Origin of the sequence: Pseudokineococcus lusitanus (assembly GCF_003751265.1) — a bacterium.
Taxonomy (GTDB): Bacteria; Actinomycetota; Actinomycetes; order Actinomycetales; family Quadrisphaeraceae; genus Pseudokineococcus; species Pseudokineococcus lusitanus.
On the sequence record NZ_RJKN01000008.1, the window covers coordinates 1 to 15770 of the forward strand.

The following is a 15770-nucleotide window of genomic DNA, read 5'->3' on the forward strand; positions in this document are numbered from 1 at the left end:
GAGGCGGCCGTCTCGTCGACGAGGTCGGCCACCAGGCCCAGCATCGCGGCGTGCTGGGCCGACGCCGCGGCGTGGGCGTCGCGGAGCTGGTCCAGGACCGCCCGACCTGCCCGCCGGGAGAGGGGGAGGTCGCCCACCGGCACGTCGACCGGGCCGGCCGACACCGAGGGCTCTGGGGCGGCACCGGACGGTGCTCCCGACGGAGCACCCGACGGAGCACCGGAAGGAGCACCGGACGCGTCGAGGTCATCGGCCGCCCGCGGGGCGTGGTCGCGCGGGCGGTCCTCCTCGGGCTCTTGCAGACCCACCTCGACCACCCCCTCGTGACCCGTACCCGAACGTGTGTTCGAATGATAGTCGAGAGGGCCGACAGCCGCCACGGCTGTCCACCGTCCCCGCCGACGGACGTCGGCCCCGAGGGCGCCTGCCCCGAGGCTCTGCACGGGCGGCGGGATGCATCCCGCCGCCCGTGCAGAGCCCCGGAACGGCGTGGTCGCCGCACCCGGCCACCGGCTCGGTCGCCCACGCCGTGCGACGACGCCCCGGGCGGTCGGCAGCGCCACCGGGGCGCCGGCACGCGCCCGACGCACGACGGCCCCCCACCCGCGCGGGGTGGGGGGCCGTCGTCGTGGAGCGGTGGAGCGGGTGGAGCCGGGTGGCTCAGGACTCCAGCGCGGCGTCCAGCGTGATCTCGACGCCGGTGAGGGCCTTGCTGATGGGGCAGGTCTCCTTGGCCTTCTGCGCGGCGTCCTTGAAGCCGGCCTCGTCGAGGCCCTCGACCTCGCCGCGGACGGTCAGGGCGATGCCGGTGAGGCGGAAGCCGCCCGCGGGGTCCGGGCCGAGGGAGACGTCGGCGGACACCTCGAGGCTCTGCGGCGTGCCGCCGGCCTCGGCGATGAGGGCGGAGAACTGCATGGCGTAGCAGGCCGAGTGGGCCGCCGCGACGAGCTCCTCGGGGCTGGTGGCGCCGCCGGCCTCGTCGGCCGCGCGCTTGGGGAAGGACACGTCGTAGGTGCCGACCTTGGAGCTGGAGAGCTCGACCTGGCCGGAGCCGTCCTGCAGGCCGCCGTTCCAGGCGGTGCGAGCGGTACGCGTGGGCATGGGTCCTCCGCAGTTCTCGGGGGTGCACCGGGCCGTCCCGGTGCTGTCGAGATGGTGGAACGTGGGACGACCCCGCGCATCTTCCCGACGCCGTGCGGCGCCCCCGCCCGCCGTACCCGCCCGGCCTACCCGCGGCGCACCGGGGGGCCCGGCGGCGGCGGACCCCTCAAGCACCGGGCCCGGCCGCCGATGACCAGCAGGTGGACCAGGAGACGCCCCGGCGGAGGCGCGCGCGCGGCGCGCCCGCCGTCGTCGTGCTGTCCGCCGTCCTCGCCGGCCTCACCGGCGTCCTCCTCGCCTGGCCGGACGACGTCCCGCTGCTCGGCGACGGCTCGCTGCCGTGGTGGGTGCTCGTGCCCGTCGTGGCGCTGGCGGAGGTCGTCGTCGTCCGCCTCCACGTGCGCGGGGACACCCTCAGCCTCTCCTTCACGGAGGTACCGCTCGTCGTCGGCGCCCTGCTGCTGACGCCGGGCGAGCTCGTCCCGGCCGTCGTCCTCGGCTCCGTCCTCGGCCTCCTGCGCCGCCGCCCGCCGCTGCTCAAGGCGACCCTCAACGTCGTCCTCGCGGCGCTCGAGGCGGCGCTCGCGACGACGCTGCTCCACGCGCTGCTCGACCCCTCGCCCCTCGGCGGGCCGCCCGCCGGGCTCGCTCCCGCCGTGCTCGTGACGACGGTCGCCGTCGTGCTCACCGGGGCGCTCGTCGTCGCCGCCGCCATCGTCGCCACGGCGGGCCTGCCCGACGCCCGCGTGGTCCTCGACGCCGCGGTGACCGACGTCGTCGCCGGCCTCGCGAAGGCCAGCGCGGCCCTCCTCCTCGTCGTCCTCGCCGACTGGTCGCCCACCCTCTTGCTCCCGCTCGCCGCCCTGCTCGCCGTGCTCGGGGCGGCCCACACCCGCCACGCCCGGCTGGTCCGCGACCACGAGCGCCTCGAGCACCTGCACCGCGTCTCCTCGCGCCTGCAGGCGCCCGGCGCCTCCACCGAGGAGCTGAGCCGCGCCCTCCTCGCCGAGGTCCGCGACGTCCTCGGCGTCCGCCGCGTCGAGGTGGCGTGGCAGGTCCCCGACGGCCCCGGCCGCCCGCAGGGCCGCCTCGTCCTCGACGACGACGGCACCCGCTTCGCCCCGCCGGCGCCGCCCGGCCACTGGGCCTCCGCCGCCTGGGCGGGCCGCGAGGTCGTCCGCCGCGGCCCCGGCGGCGGCCGCTCCGGCGTCGCCGTGCCGCTCGGCCACGCCGGCGACGGGACCGGCGTGGGCGTCCTCGTGGTCGCCGACCGCCTCCGCGCCCGCGGCCCCCTGCGCCAGGGCGACGTCCGCCTGCTCCGGCTGCTCGCCGGCCAGGCCGGCGTGGCCCTCCAGCGCGCCCGCCTCGTCGACCTCCTGCGCCGCGAGGCCGAGCTGCAGGAGCGCGCCGCCGTCACCGACGCCCTCACCGGCCTGCCCAACCGCGGCGGCCTGCTCCGCGTCCTCGACGAGGCCCTCGCGGAGGGCCCGGCGACCGTCGTCGTCCTCGACCTCGACGGGTTCGCCGACGTCAACGAGGCGCTGGGCCACGACGTCGGCGACGAGGCCCTGCGCGCCGTCGGCCGCCACCTCGTCGCGGCCGCCGGCGACGACGCGGTCGTCGCCCGGCTCGGCGACGACGAGTTCGCCCTCCTGCTGCGCGGCTGCCCCGAGCGGTCCGCGAAGGCCGCGGAGGGCGTCGAGCGCCTGCTCCGCACCCTGCCGCCCGCGCGGGCCGGCGGCGTCGTCGTCGACCTCGCCGCCACGGCCGGCCTGGCCACGGGCGTCCGCGGCGAGACGGCGGCCGAGGTCTTCCGGCGCGCGGAGACGGCGCTGGCCGCGGCCGGCGGCGACCGCACGGGCCTGCGGGTCTGGTCGACCGTCGACGAGCTCGCCACCAGCCGCCGCCTCGCCGTCGTCCAGGCGCTGCGCCGGGCCATCGCCGCGGGCGAGCTCCAGGTGGCCTACCAGCCCGTCGTCGAGCCCGGCACCCTCCGCCTGTCCGGCGCCGAGGCGCTCGTGCGGTGGACCGACCCCGTCCACGACGTCGTCCCGCCCGACGAGTTCGTCCCCCTCGCCGAGCGCTCCGGCCTCGTCCCGGCCCTCACGTCCTTCGTCCTGCGCCGCGCGCTGGGCGACCTCGCGCGCTGGCGGACGGTCCTCCCGGGCATGACGGTCTCGGTCAACCTCTCGCCGCGCTGCCTGCAGGACCCGGGCGTCGTCGACGTCGTCGCGGACGCGCTCGCCGAGGCCGGCGTGCCGCCGGCCTCCCTCGTCCTGGAGATCACCGAGACCGCCGAGCTCGCCGACCTCGAGCGCTCGCTCCTCGCCCTCGGCGAGCTGCGCGCCCTCGGCGTCCGGCTGTCGGTGGACGACTTCGGGACGGGCCACTCCTCGCTCGCCTACCTGCAGGTGCTGCCCGTCGGCGAGGTGAAGATCGACCGGACCTTCGTCGGCTCGATGCTCGTCGACCGGGGGAGCGCCGCCATCGTCGGCGCCGCCGTCCGGCTCGGGCAGGACCTCGGGCTGCACGTCGTCGCGGAGGGCGTGGAGGACGAGGAGACGTTGGCCCGCCTCGGCGCGCTCGGCGTCCGCGCCGTCCAGGGCTACCACACGGGCCGCCCCGCGCCGGCGGCCGACATGGACCGTCGCCTGGGCCTCGGCGTGCCCGTGCCGCGCCGCAGCCTCGCCGCCGGGGCGGCCCCGCCCGCCGCCGGCCCCTCGGCCCCCGCCGCTCTCCCCGTCCCGCCCGACGCCGCGCCGCCCGTCGTGCGCCCCGGCCCCGAGCTCCCGTGAGCGCCGGGCGGGCCGTGCTCGCGACGGTGCGCGACGCCGTCCTGCCGCCCGACCTCCCGGGGCGTCGCGCGCTGGGCGCGCTGCTCCTGCCCCTCGCGGTCACGGCGGCCCTTCTGCTCACGCCCGTCGGCCGTGCCGCGCCGCTGCTCCTCGGGGTCGTCGTCGCCGCCCTCGGCACCCTCGCCGCGGCCGTGCCCGCCGTCGTCGCGCTCCGGCGGGCGCCCGCCCGCCGCACGCAGCTGCGCTTCCTGCTGCTGGGGATCCTCGTGTGGACCGCCTCGCACGTCGTCCTCGTCCACGACGTGCTCGACGGCGGCCTGGACCCCCTGCCGCCGTCCCGCCACCCCTTCGCCGTGGCCATCCTCCTGCTGGCGACCGCCGTCCTCCTCGACGACCGGCGCTCGACGGCGGCACCGGTGGCGGTCGAGGCCCTCGTCGTCATCGGGGGCGGCGCGACGACGACGGCGGCCGTCCTCGCCGGTCCCGTGGTCCTCGGGTGGGTCCCGCCGCTGGCCGCCTTCGCGCTGCTCGTCCCCGGCACGTGGCTGGCGCTCGTCGTCGTCGTGCTCGCCCGCCGCCGGCTCCCCGGACGTCGGCCCGGCCGGCGCGACGTCCGCCTGGTGCTCGGGCTGCTCCTCCTCGCCGTCGCCGAGGCGACCTTCCTCGTCCCCGTGGGCCTCGCCGAGCTCGGCCGGCTCGGGCAGCCCGGTCGGCTGCTCGCCTACGTCGTCGGGCTGCTGCTCCTGTCGACGGCCCTCGCCCGCCCGCCGACGGGGGCGGCGGACGGGGTCCGTCGCCCGGCCGTCGTCCCGGTCGTCGTGGTCTCGGCGACCTCGGTCCTCCTCGTCGCGCTCAACGGCGTGCTCCCGCCGCCCTTCGGGCCCGTCGTCGTCGCCACGGCCGTGGTGACCTCCGTCGCCGTCCACGTCCTCCTCGCCGTGACCCTCCGCACCGCCGGCGGGGCGCACGCCGCCCACGAGGACGCGCTCACCGACGACCTCACCGGTGCGGCCAACCGCCGGGCGCTGCGCCGCGAGGTCGGCAGCCGGGCCTCGCGGGGCGCGCTCGGCCTCGTCCTCGTCGACCTCGACGGCTTCAAGGGCGTCAACGACGCCTACGGCCACGCGGCGGGCGACGCCGTCCTCGTCGCGACGGCGGCCCGGCTGCGCGCCGCAGCGGGCCCCGACGCCCTCGTCGCCCGCCTCGGCGGGGACGAGTTCGCCGTCCTCGTCCGGGGCGCCGACGCCGGCGCCGACGCGGTGACGGCGCTCGCCGGACGCTGCGCCGTCGCCCTCGGGCGACCCGTCGAGCACGACGGCGCCCTGCTGCCCGGTGCCGGCTCGGTCGGGACGGCCCGCTGCCTGCTCACCGGGGCGGGCCCCGAGGACGCGGCGACCGCCCTGGACCACCTGCTGCGCACGGCCGACCGCGCGATGTACGCCGTCAAGGCGAGCCGCCCGCCGCGGCCGCGCGGACCCGTCGGGCTCGAGGACCCGGCCCCGGCCGCCGCCCACGCCTGACCTCAACCCAGGGCGGCACGCACCCGCACGGCCGCCGCGTCGACGGCCACGGCCAGCGTCGCGCCGGGCACCGCGGCCCCCGGCCGGAGCGCCGCGAGGGGCACGTCGACCGCCGGCCCGGGCTCGCCGCCCGGCCCGTCGGCCGCCCGCAGCCGGACGACGTCGCCCCGCGGCTCGACGGCGGCGACGACGAGCGGCAGCGCGCCCGCCGTCCCCGCCGGCACCACCCGCAGCGCCGACGGCGGGACCGCCGCGACGGCCGCCGTCCCGGCCGCGCACCCGGGCGCGGGCCTGCCGGGGAGGAGCGTGCCGTCGGGCCGCCGGAGCCCGCCCGTGGCCGCCGTGCCCCGCAGGAGCCCGACGCCGGCGAGGCGCGCGGCGAAGGCGCTCCGCGGCGCGGCGAGCACGCCGTCGGGGCCGTGCACCGGCCCCTGCTCGACGACGCGCCCGTGCTCGAGCACGACGGCGCGGTGCGCCAGCGCGACGACGTCGAGGACGTCGTGCGTCACGAGCAGCGCGCACCGGTCGCCGCCCGCGAGCACCTCCGCGAGGAGCGCCCGGACGGCGGGCGCGGCGGCGACGTCGAGGGCCGCCGTCGGCTCGTCGAGCAGGAGGGCCCGCGGCTCGGCCGCGAGGGCCCGGGCGAGCGCGACCCGCTGCTGCTGCCCGCCGGACAGCTGCGCCGGGCGGCGGTCGGCGAGACCCGCGGCGTCGACCCGCGCGAGCCAGCCCTCCGCGCGGCGCCGCGCCTCCCGCCGTCCGACGCCCCGTGCGCGGAGCGGGAAGGCCACGTCGTCGCGCGCCGCCAGGTGCGGCAGGAGCAGCGCGTCCTGCGTCATGAGGGCGGTCCGACGACGGTGCGGCGGCGTCCAGGCGGGGCGCCGGCCCGGCCCGCCGGCGTCGGCGAGCACCGTCCCGTCGAGGACGACCCGTCCGCGCGCGGGACGCAGCAGCCCCGCGGCCAGCGCGAGCGCCGTCGACTTGCCCGCGCCGTTCGCCCCGAGGACGGCGACGACCTCCCCGGGCCCGGCGGCGACCTCGACGTCGACGTCCCGGTCCGGCGCGGTGGCCGCGACGAGGAGGCCGCTCACGCGGCGGGCCGGCCGCGCACCGCGACGACGACGAGCACCGCGACGGCCACGAGCAGCAGCGAGAGCGCGACGGCGGCGTCCGGGTCGGTCTCGCGCTGCAGGTAGACCTCGAGGGGGAGGGTCCGGGTGGTGCCCTGGAGGCTGCCGGCGAAGGTGAGGGTCGCGCCGAACTCGCCGAGGGCGCGCGCGAAGGACAGCACCGCGCCGGAGACGAGGCCGGGCAGGACGAGCGGCAGCGTCACGCGCCGCAGCACCGTCGTCGGCCTGGCCCCCAGGACGGCGGCGACCTCCTCGTGCCGGCGGCCCGCGGTGCGCAGCGCGCCGTCGAGGCTGACGACGAGGAAGGGCAGGGCGACGAAGGTCTGCGCGAGGACGACGGCCGTCGTCGAGAAGGCGACCTCGACGCCGAGCACCTCGAGGCTCTCGCCGAGCAGCCCGCGGCGGCCGAAGGCGGACAGCAGCGCGATGCCGCCGACGACCGGCGGCAGCACGAGCGGCAGGAGGACGAGCGCGCGCAGGACCCGCACCCCGCGCCACGTCGACCGGGCGAGGACGAGCGCCATCGGGACGCCGAGCAGCACGCACAGCACCGTGGCCGTGCCCGCGGTCCGGAGGCTGAGGAGCAGGGCGTCGACGGCGGCCGGCGTGGTCAGCAACGACGGCAGGCGGGTCCACGGGGCCCGGAGGGCCAGCGCGAGGAGCGGGACGACGACGAGCGCCGCGCCGACCGCCGCGGGAAGGAGCACCCAGCGGGGCAGGCCCGCGACGGCGGGGCGCCCTGCTCGTCCGCTCGGGCGCGTGCCCGGGGCGAGGTCGGCCGTCACGGGCCGTCGGGCGGGCCGAACCCGGCGTCCGCCAGCAGCTCCTGGCCGTCCGGGCCGGCGAGGAGGTCGACGAAGGCGGCGGCGGCCTCGGGGGAGGCGGCGTCGGCCAGCGTGGCGACGGGGTAGCGGTTGACCGCCGCGGCGGCCTCGGGGACGTCGACGACGCGGACGGCGTCCCCCGCGCGCCGGGCGTCGGTGACGTAGACGAGCCCGGCGTCGGCCTCGCCGCTCGTCACCTTCCCGAGGACGTCGGTGACCGAGCCCTCCTCGCTGACGGGCGAGAGCGTGACCCCCGCGGCCTCCTCGACCCGCTCGGTCGCGGCGCCGCACGGCACCTGCGGGGCGCAGACGACGACGGCGACGTCGTCCCGGGCGGCGTCGGCGAGCGACGCGACGCCCGCGGGGTCGTCGGGCGGGGTGACGAGGGTGAGGACGTTGGTGGCGAAGACCTCCGGCTCGCCCGCCGTGAGCCCGGCGTCGACGACGGCCTGCATCGTCCGCTCGTCGGCGGTGGCGAGGACGTCGGCCGGCGCCCCCTCCTGCAGCTGGGCGGCGAGGTCGGAGGACCCGGCGTACGACGCCCGCACCGTGAGGCCCGGATTCTCCTCCTGCATCTGCTCCGCGAGCTCGTCGACGACCTCGGTGAGCGACGCCGCCGCGAAGACGGTGAGGGTGCCCTCGAGCGCCGGGCCGGGGTCGCCGGCCGCCGTCGGGGCGGAGGGGTCGACGTCGTCGGCGCCGCCGCACCCGACGAGCAGGACGGCGACGAGGGCGAGCGGGAGGGCGGTGCGGACCGGGCTCATGCGCGGTCCCGGGGGGTCTCGACGACGACGGTGGTGGCCTTGACGACGGCGACGGCCTGCACGCCGGGCTCGAGCCCCAGCTCCCGCGCCGCCTCGGCGCTCATGAGCGAGACGACGGCGTGCGGCCCGCACTGCACCTCGACCTGCGCCATGACGCCGTCGGCGACGACGCGGGTGACGAGCCCGACGAAGCGGTTGCGCGCGGATCGCGCCACGCCGGTCGGGTCCGGCGCCGCGGCGGCGGCGTGCTCCCGCGCGTAGGCGGCGAGCGCGGCCCCCTCGACGACCCGGCGCCCGGCGCCGTCGCGCCCCGCCTCGAGCACCCCCGAGTCGACCCACCGCCGCACGGTGTCGTCGCTGACACCGAGGAGCCCGGCGGCCTCGCTGATCCGGTAGTGCGGCATGCGCCCGACTCTAGACCCGCACGTGCGGCACGACGGCGCCCCTGCGCCCGCACCATCCGCTCGCGGAGAACCCGCCCGAGACCCGACGCGCGCCCGGCACCCCGCCCCTGCGAGAGGCGCGCACCCCACCCTCCCGAGAGACGCGCACACATCGGGGGAGGGGGTGGGGTCGGCGCTGAGGCAGAGGGGTGGTGCACCGGCGGGACGACGGGCGAAGGAGAGGTCGACGGCGTCGTCGGGAGGGTCTGCACGGGCGGCGGGATGCATCCCGCCGCTCGTGCAGAGGCTCACGCGTAGCGGCCGGGGGGGCGTCGACGGGGAGGGAAGGGCGGGACGAGCGGGTGGCGAGGCGAGGGACGAAGGGGTGGCGACGACCCGGGACGAGCGGGTGGCGGCGGGCGCGCGTCCGGCACGTCAGGCCGGCGCCCCGCCCCGTGCGGCACCCGGCCGGAGCGCGCCGAGGCAGTGCCAGAGCGCGCCCGGCGCCGCCCGCGGGGGCGACCGAGCGCCGTGACCCGCCGTGACCCGGCCGCGGCCGCCGCACCCCGAGCCTCTGCACGAGATCCGCCGTGCACCGCGGATCTCGTGCAGACCCTCGACGCCTCGGGGCAGGGGCCGGTGTCAGCCGGCGCGTCGCCGCGGGACCAGGCGGACGCCGGGCAGCGGCGGGGCGGGGATGCGCTCGTCGCCGTGGCCGTCGACACGGCCGTAGCGGTCCGAGCGGGCCTCCCAGTCGTCGCGCCGGGCGACGACCTCGTCGTGGGTGCGCGCCACGAGGTTCCACCACATGAGGAGGTCTTCCCGGAACGGCTCCCCGCCGAGGAGGAGGACGCGGACGGGGCCGGCGCCGGGGGCGACGAGGAGGTCGAGGCCCTCGCGGCCGGCGCCCAGGTGGAGGAGGGCGTGCTCGGGGACGGGGCCGCCGTCGACGGCGAGGGCGGCCGGGTCGCCGGTGAGGACGAGGAGGGCGTGCTCGTCGCGGGGGTCGAGGGGGAGCGTCGTCGCCCCCTCGGCGAGCGTGACCTCGGCGGCGACGGCGCGGGTGTCGGTCCGGGCGGGGGAGACGGCGTCGCCGAGCCGCCCGACCATGACGCGGGCCGACGAGCGCGGTCCCTCGAGCACCGGCAGGTCGCGGTGGTGCTCGAAGCGCGGCGGGTCGTGGCGGGTGGCGTCCGGGAGCGCGAGCCAGAGCTGGACGCCGGACAGGGGGGCGCCGTCGTCGAGCGACACCTCGGAGTGGCTGACGCCGCGGCCGGCGGTCATGAGGTCGAGCTCACCGGGGCGCACGACGACGTCGCTGCCGACGCTGTCGCGGTGCCGGATCGTCCCCGACAGCGGCCAGGTGACGGTCGCGAGGCCGGTGTGCGGGTGGGGGAGGACGCGCATCGACGCCGACGTGGGGCCGTAGCGGTCGACGAAGCACCAGGCGCCGACGGTGGGGACGTCGCGCTGCGGCAGGGTGCGCCGGACCTCGAGGCCCCGGACGCCGCCGAGCGGCACGGTGCGGGCGGGCAGCACCTGCCGTCGCGGCGTCCCGCCCGCCCCCAGGGGCTCGCCGGGGACCGGGCGCTCGTCGGGACGGGCCTCGAGGTCGGTCACGGCTGCCTCCGGGGGCGGGCGGGTGCTGCTCCGTGGTGCTGCGTCGTGCGGGTGGTGCTGCGGTGCGGCGGGACCGCTCAGGCGTCCTGCGCCTGCTCGGCGTCGCCGGCGGCGTCGAGCTGCTCGGCGTCCGTCGTCGCGCTCGCGGCGACGGCCTTCTGGCGCGCGCCGATGACCTGGGCGGCCGCGACGCCGACGCCGGCGAGGGCGGCGGCGACCATCCACGGGCGGTTCAGCCGGTGGCCGAGCGCGTGGTCGAGGGAGTACCGGCCCGGCCCGGCGACGGCGAGGGCGGCGCCCGTCGTGGCGAGGACGGCGTTGAGCTCGTAGCCGCCGGAGGCGGCCCAGAAGCCGGCGGGGGCGTGGACGGTGCCGGCCGCGGTCATCGTCGCGGCGGTCGCCGCGCCGGCGACGGGGGTGCCGAGGCCGAGGGCCAGGCCGGCGCCGCCGGCGGCCTCGCCGAGGCCCGCGAGCAGGGCGCTGCGCTTCCCGGGCCGGAAGCCCATGGCCTCCATGGCGCCGCCGGTGGCGTCGAGGCCGTGGCCGCCGAACCAGCCGAACAGCTTCTGGGCGCCGTGGGCGAAGAGGGTGCCGCCGACGCCCACGCGCAGGGCGAGCAGGCCGAGGTCGGTGCGGGAGCGGTGGGACATGGGTGCCTCCGAGCGGGGTGGCCGTGGTGCGGCCGGAGCGGTGCCGCGGCCGCGGGACGGCCGGTGACGTGGTCGGTGCGGCGACGACGTCGGCGCCGGGGACGACGGTACGCCTTTTCCTTGAGAGTGCAAGTACCTCCCGGCGGGGACGGGCGTGCTCACCCGTGCGCCGACCGGCCGTGCGACCGAGACTGCGCCCATGACCCCCGCCCCGCGACCCCGCCCCCTGCCCGCCGGCCCCGGCCAGGAGTCGGTGTGGGACTACCCGCGCCCGCCGGCCCTCGTCCGCAGCCCCCGCGGCGTCGAGGTGCGCTCGCCGGACGGCGCCGCGGTGCTGGCCCGCACCGACCGCGCCTGGCGCGTGCTCGAGACGAGCCACCCGCCCACCTGGTACGTGCCGCGCGAGGACGTCGCGGACGGCGTCCTCGTGCGCTCGGCGGCTCCCGCGACGACGTGCGAGTGGAAGGGCCGGGCCACCTACTGGGACGTCGTCCTGCCCGACGGCGGACGCCTCGAGGCGGCGGCGTGGTCGTACGAGACGCCGACGCCGCGCTTCGCCGACCTCGCCGGGGCGCTCGCCTTCGCGCCGGCGCAGGTCGCCGCGACGGTCGACGGCGAGCGGGTCCGCCCCCAGGAGGGCGGCTTCTACGGCGGCTGGGTGACGGACGACGTCGTCGGCCCCTTCAAGGGCGGGCCCGGCACCTGGGGCTGGTGACCCCCGGCGCCGGGCTGCGGGCTCAGGCCAGGAAGAGCTCGCGGTCCTCGCGGAGGCGGACGTCGTCGGGCGCGGCCGGGTCGGTGCCCGGGCCCCGGCCCGGCTCGGCCTTCTCGAAGACGACGCGGGCCGAGCGGCCCAGCAGCACGAGCGTCGCGAAGCCGTTGCCGAGCATCGGCCCCGTCGTCGAGCGCCAGTGCACGTCGAGCGGCTCGGCGCCCACGGTGCGGCGCAGCAGGCGCCCGGCGGCGCGCGCGAGGGGGGTGTGGAGGAAGCGGAACGCCGTCGTGAGGCCGCGCGGGAGGCCGTTGCGCAGCGGCGAGCTCGTCACCTGCCACACCGGGGCGCGGACGCCCCGGTCGGGGCGGAAGGACAGCGGCGCCACGTAGCCGTGGTGGACGTCGCCGGAGAGGAAGAGCACCGAGCCGGGCTCGCGGCCGTGCTCGCCCGCCGCGACGGCGCCGACGCGGTCGACGAGACGGCGGAACGAGGTCTCGAAGGCCCCCCAGTGCTCGAGGTCGACGGCCTGGCGCAGCGCCTCGGCGCGCGGGCGGAAGCGCTCGCCCCAGGCGCCGGCGGACGCCGTCGCCGCGTTCCACGCCTCGAGGTCGTGCAGCGCGGGCTCGAGCAGCACGGGCAGCGACGACGCGACGAGCAGGTGGTCGACGTCGCCGACGAGCGCGTCCTCGACGGCCCGCATCTCCTCCTCGTCGAGCATCGTGCGGCGGTCGTCGGACAGGACGCGCCCGGAGCGGGTGTCGACGACGACGAGCCGGGTGCGGCCGAGGTCGCGGACGTAGGACCACTGCGACGTGCCGCTGCCGTCGACCTGGGCGTCGGCGTCCAGGGCGAACTCCCGCAGGACCTCCTCGGCGTCGCCCTCCTCGCCGACCTCGCGCACCCGCGCCCACAGGTCGTCGGCCGCGAGCCGCGCGGGCTCGAGGTTCCCGAGGTGCTGGTAGAGCCAGTACGAGGCGTACGCGCCGGCGATGCGCCCGCGCCACCACGGCAGCGTCTGCACGTGCTCGCGCCAGGCGCGGGAGGTGTTCCAGTCGTCGCGGACGTCGTGGTCGTCGAAGATCATGGCCGTCGGCGTCGTCGCGAGCAGCCACCGGACCTCCGGGTCGGCCCAGGACTCGGCGTAGAGCCAGGTGTACTCCTCGAAGTCGCCGACCTCCCCGTGCGGCTCGGCGTCCCCGCGCTTGGCGGTGATGCGCTCGCGCATGCCGGGGGACAGGCCCTCGTCGGCGTAGACCTGGTCTCCGAGCATGAGCAGCAGGTCGGGCGTGCGGCGCCCGCGCTGGCAGGCCACGGAGAGGGCGACGAGGGCGTCCACCCCGACGGCCTCCTCGCCGACGTCGCGCGTGAAGGGCGGCACCTGCGGGCGGTCGACCCGGCACGAGCCCAGGGCGATGGACAGCGCCGGGGTCTGGGACGCCGATGGCGCGGGCGTCCCCGCGTGCGGCGGCTCGGGCGCCAGCGCGCCCTCGCGGACGGCCTCGTCGTGCGCGGCCTGCACGTCCGGCGCGGTCGTGGGGTCGTTGCCGTCGGAGCCGGCGGGGGAGGTGCGGCTGCCCGGCTCCGGCAGCGAGCGGATCCGGGGCGCCGGCCGCGGGTCGTCGGGCAGCGGCCAGACCTGGGCCCCGTCGAGGTCGACGGCGTAGTCCGTCTCCCCGCCCGGCTCGAGCCCCTCGACGACGACGAGCGCGAAGTGGTGGCCGCCCACCGTCACCGTCCGCGCGCGGCCGCCGGCGTCCCCGGCGCGGACGGCCACCTCGCCCCGGCGGGCGGTCTCCACCCAGACGGTGGCCGACGTGCCCGCGACGTGGCGCAGGAGGGGGCCGATGACGAGGTCGCCCGAGCTCTGGACGACGTCGGACGAGGTGGTGCCGGGGTCCGTCACCGGCGGATCGTCTCAGCCGGACGTCGGTCCGGCCCGTGCGGAGCCCGTGCTCCCGCTGTGCGGTCGGGGCGCTCAGCCGCGCGGGTGACGGCGCCCGGGCCCGGGCGGGGGCTCGGGGCAGGCGGCGCGCACGTCGGCGGCCATGACGTCGAGCTCGGCGAGCAGCGCGGACCCGGCGCGCGAGCGGCCCTCTGCGGCCGGGACGCGACGGAGGGCCGAGAGCGGCCGGCGGTGCGGCCGGTCGCCCCGGGGCAGGTGCGGACGGAGGGACGGGCGGGACGGCAGGTGCACGGCGGGACTCCTCGGGCGGGACGGGACCCCGGGTGTCTCCAGGCGCGGTGCGCGGTGCGTGCGTGCCGACGCTACGCCCGGAGGGGCGCGAGCGGCGCCTCCCGCGCACGGCCCGTGGACACCGCGGGCGTCCCTCAGCCGCGGCGCTGCGCCCGCAGCTGCCGGACCGCCAGCCCGCACGTGAGCAGCCCGCCGACGACCACCACGACGACGCCGACCCAGACGGGGAGCCCGCCGGGGCCCTCCGCGGTCGGGTCGAGGACGACGGCGAGGAGCACGCCGAGGGCCACGAAGCCGAGCCCGACGCCGACGGCGCCGCGGGGACGGCGGTACTGCTCGACCTTCACCACGGGGACAGCCTGCCCGCCGCGCCGGACGCCCGCGCGGGCGCGGCGGGGCGACGCACGACCCGCGCGGGGTCCAGGGCGCCGCGTCCGCCCGGGGGCGGGGGCGCGCCCGGCCAGCGTGCCACCGCAGGGACCTCCCGTCGTCCGGGGGGCGCGGGGGCGCCGATGTCCTAGGGTCGGCGCGTCCCCCCGAGCTGCGCAGGAGGCCCCCGTGAGCGTCGTGGTCGGCTACGTCCCCAGCCGCGAGGGCGCGCTCGTCCTCGAGCGGGCCGTCGACGAGGCCCGCTCGCGCGGCGTCCGTCTCGTGGCCCTCAACGTGCCCCGCAGCAGCGAGTTCGCGCAGGACTTCGTGGCCGACGACGCCGAGCTGGCCGACCTCGACGCGCTCCTGGCCGAGGCCGGAGTCGAGCACGAGGTGCGCCGGGGCACCGGCGACGAGGCGCCCGCCGACACGCTCCTCGACCTCGTCGACGAGGTGGGGGCCGAGCTCGTCGTCATCGGCCTCCGCCGGCGCTCGCCCGTGGGGAAGATGCTCATGGGCAGCACCTCCCAGCGCGTGCTCCTCGACGCGCCCTGCCCGGTGCTCGCCGTCCAGCACGACTGACGCCCCGCCGCCCGGGGCCGGCACCCGGACGGCACGCCGACCGACCCCGACCGACCCGGACCGACGCGGGCCCGGCGCCCGCGGGAAGCAGGTGGCCGTGCCCCTCCCCCGACCGCGCGGGACCCATGTCTCCGCCTCGCACACCGTCTGGGACCGCGCGCTCGACCCGGTGGCGGTCGTCCGCTCCGGCGACGAGGTCGAGGTCCTCACGCAGGAGGCCTCCGGCGGCCAGCTCGGCCCCGGCAGCACCGCCGCCGACATCGCCGTGCTCGACCTGCGGCGCATCAACCCCGTCGTCGGCCCCTTCTTCGTCGAGGGGGCCCGCCCCGGGGACGCGCTCGTCGTCGACGTCCTGTCGGTCGACCTCGACACGTGGGGCTGGTCGGCCCTCATCCCGGGCTTCGGGCTGCTGGCGGACGAGTTCCCCGAGCCGTACCTGCGCACCTCCGCGGTGGACTCCACGCCGGGCGGCGGAGGGGTCCAGCTGCTGCCGGACGTCGTCCTGCCGCTCGCGCCCATGGTCGGGACGATCGGCGTGGCCCCGCCCGAGCCGGGCCCGCACAGCGTCGTCCCGCCGCGCCGCTGGGGCGGCAACCTCGACATCCGCGACGTCGGCCCGGGCGCCCGCGTCGTCCTCCCGGTCGGGGTCGAGGGCGGGCTCTTCTCCCTCGGCGACGTCCACGCCGTCATGGGCGACGGCGAGGTCTGCGGCACCGGCGTGGAGACGTCGGCGCTCGTGCGGGTCCGCCTCACCGTCGCGCCCGGCCGGGCGCCCGCCTCGCCCGTCGTCGTGACGGACCTGCGGACGCTCCGGCTGGAGACGACGCTCGCGACGACGGGCGTGGGCGACGACCTCCTCGAGTGCTCGCGGGACGCGGTCCGCCAGGCGGTCGACCTCCTCGTCGAGGAGCGTGGGACGTCCCGCGAGGACGCCTACCTCCTGCTGTCGCTCGCCGCGGACCTGCGGGTCTCCGAGGTGGTCGACGCCCCGCACTGGGTGGTCACCTGCCACGTCCCGCGCCGGCTGCTGCCGGGCTGGCCGCACGTCTGACGCACCCGTCCTGTCCTGCCCGACCCGGCCGGCCCGGAGGCCGGCCGGGACGGGTGCCGGGACGGTGCCGGC

Annotated in this window: 15 protein-coding genes; 5 read left to right on the forward strand and 10 right to left on the reverse strand. The window is 79.1% G+C overall.

What is annotated here, in order from left to right:
• Positions 1-660: 660 nt before the first annotated feature.
• Positions 661-1101 (reverse strand): OsmC family protein, encoded by a 441-nt coding sequence (locus EDC03_RS14280; RefSeq protein WP_123380941.1) that lies wholly within the window; start codon positions 1099-1101, stop codon positions 661-663.
• A gap of 200 nt (positions 1102-1301) precedes the next feature.
• Here EDC03_RS14280 and EDC03_RS17685 point away from each other — a divergent pair, with 200 nt between their 5' ends.
• Together EDC03_RS17685 and EDC03_RS14300 are read left to right on the forward strand one after the other, a co-directional pair.
• Positions 1302-3896 carry a putative bifunctional diguanylate cyclase/phosphodiesterase gene (locus tag EDC03_RS17685; protein ID WP_158674319.1) on the forward strand — a complete coding sequence of 865 codons (2595 nt, stop codon included), beginning with the start codon at positions 1302-1304 and terminating at the stop codon, positions 3894-3896.
• Positions 3893-5416 (forward strand): GGDEF domain-containing protein, encoded by a 1524-nt coding sequence (locus EDC03_RS14300; RefSeq protein ID WP_123380942.1) that lies wholly within the window; start codon positions 3893-3895, stop codon positions 5414-5416. Before EDC03_RS17685 ends, EDC03_RS14300 begins: the two co-directional genes overlap by 4 nt.
• A gap of 2 nt (positions 5417-5418) precedes the next feature.
• Here the strand turns inward: EDC03_RS14300 and EDC03_RS14305 are convergent, their stop codons facing one another.
• The 6 genes from EDC03_RS14305 to EDC03_RS18475 form a co-directional block, all read right to left on the reverse strand.
• The gene (locus tag EDC03_RS14305) at positions 5419-6507 is read right to left on the reverse strand and encodes an ATP-binding cassette domain-containing protein (RefSeq protein WP_123380943.1); all 1089 of its coding nucleotides are present in this window, start codon (positions 6505-6507) and stop codon (positions 5419-5421) included.
• Positions 6504-7331 carry an ABC transporter permease gene (locus tag EDC03_RS14310; RefSeq protein ID WP_123380944.1) on the reverse strand — a complete coding sequence of 276 codons (828 nt, stop codon included), beginning with the start codon at positions 7329-7331 and terminating at the stop codon, positions 6504-6506. The genes EDC03_RS14305 and EDC03_RS14310 overlap by 4 nt, the downstream gene beginning before the upstream one ends.
• A complete protein-coding gene (gene modA / locus EDC03_RS14315; protein WP_123380945.1) occupies positions 7328-8134 on the reverse strand; it encodes a molybdate ABC transporter substrate-binding protein in 807 nt (268 codons plus the stop codon). The genes EDC03_RS14310 and modA overlap by 4 nt, the downstream gene beginning before the upstream one ends.
• Positions 8131-8538, reverse strand: coding sequence for a TOBE domain-containing protein (locus EDC03_RS14320; protein WP_123380946.1), 408 nt, complete (start codon positions 8536-8538; stop codon positions 8131-8133). The genes modA and EDC03_RS14320 overlap by 4 nt, the downstream gene beginning before the upstream one ends.
• Before the next feature lie 621 nt (positions 8539-9159).
• Positions 9160-10137: a pirin family protein gene (locus EDC03_RS14325; protein WP_123380947.1), complete on the reverse strand. Its 978-nt coding sequence runs from the start codon at positions 10135-10137 to the stop codon at positions 9160-9162.
• 77 nt (positions 10138-10214) lie between these two features.
• A complete protein-coding gene (locus tag EDC03_RS18475; RefSeq protein WP_123380948.1) occupies positions 10215-10787 on the reverse strand; it encodes a DoxX family protein in 573 nt (190 codons plus the stop codon).
• A gap of 199 nt (positions 10788-10986) precedes the next feature.
• Between EDC03_RS18475 and EDC03_RS14335 the strand changes: the two genes are divergently transcribed.
• Positions 10987-11502: a DUF427 domain-containing protein gene (locus EDC03_RS14335; RefSeq protein WP_123380949.1), complete on the forward strand. Its 516-nt coding sequence runs from the start codon at positions 10987-10989 to the stop codon at positions 11500-11502.
• Between the two features lie 22 nt (positions 11503-11524).
• On the opposite strand, the gene EDC03_RS14340 is transcribed toward EDC03_RS14335, so the two are convergent.
• The 3 genes from EDC03_RS14340 to EDC03_RS14350 all read right to left on the reverse strand — a co-directional run bounded on the left by EDC03_RS14340 (position 11525) and on the right by EDC03_RS14350 (position 14046).
• Positions 11525-13405 (reverse strand): alkaline phosphatase D family protein, encoded by a 1881-nt coding sequence (locus EDC03_RS14340; RefSeq protein ID WP_123380950.1) that lies wholly within the window; start codon positions 13403-13405, stop codon positions 11525-11527.
• Between the two features lie 72 nt (positions 13406-13477).
• Positions 13478-13696, reverse strand: a complete 219-nt coding sequence (locus EDC03_RS14345) for a hypothetical protein (protein WP_123380951.1) — start codon at positions 13694-13696, stop codon at positions 13478-13480.
• Positions 13697-13830: 134 nt separating this feature from the next.
• Positions 13831-14046 carry a hypothetical protein gene (locus tag EDC03_RS14350; RefSeq protein ID WP_148058100.1) on the reverse strand — a complete coding sequence of 72 codons (216 nt, stop codon included), beginning with the start codon at positions 14044-14046 and terminating at the stop codon, positions 13831-13833.
• 208 nt (positions 14047-14254) lie between these two features.
• On the opposite strand from EDC03_RS14350, the gene EDC03_RS14355 reads away from it, so the two are divergent.
• On the forward strand, positions 14255-14647 hold the full coding sequence (locus EDC03_RS14355; RefSeq protein ID WP_123380953.1) for a universal stress protein: 393 nt from the start codon (positions 14255-14257) through the stop codon (positions 14645-14647).
• Between the two features lie 97 nt (positions 14648-14744).
• Positions 14745-15698 (forward strand): acetamidase/formamidase family protein, encoded by a 954-nt coding sequence (locus tag EDC03_RS14360; protein ID WP_123380954.1) that lies wholly within the window; start codon positions 14745-14747, stop codon positions 15696-15698.
• Positions 15699-15770 lie beyond the last annotated feature (72 nt).

Coding starts and splice junctions, on each gene's coding strand:
- EDC03_RS14320 (WP_123380946.1), bottom strand. CDS start 8,538: ATGCCGCACTACCGGATCAGCGAGGCCGCCGGGCTCCTCGGTGTCAGC.
- EDC03_RS18475 (WP_123380948.1), bottom strand. CDS start 10,787: ATGTCCCACCGCTCCCGCACCGACCTCGGCCTGCTCGCCCTGCGCGTG.
- EDC03_RS14335 (WP_123380949.1), top strand. CDS start 10,987: ATGACCCCCGCCCCGCGACCCCGCCCCCTGCCCGCCGGCCCCGGCCAG.
- modA (WP_123380945.1), bottom strand. CDS start 8,134: ATGAGCCCGGTCCGCACCGCCCTCCCGCTCGCCCTCGTCGCCGTCCTG.
- EDC03_RS14280 (WP_123380941.1), bottom strand. CDS start 1,101: ATGCCCACGCGTACCGCTCGCACCGCCTGGAACGGCGGCCTGCAGGAC.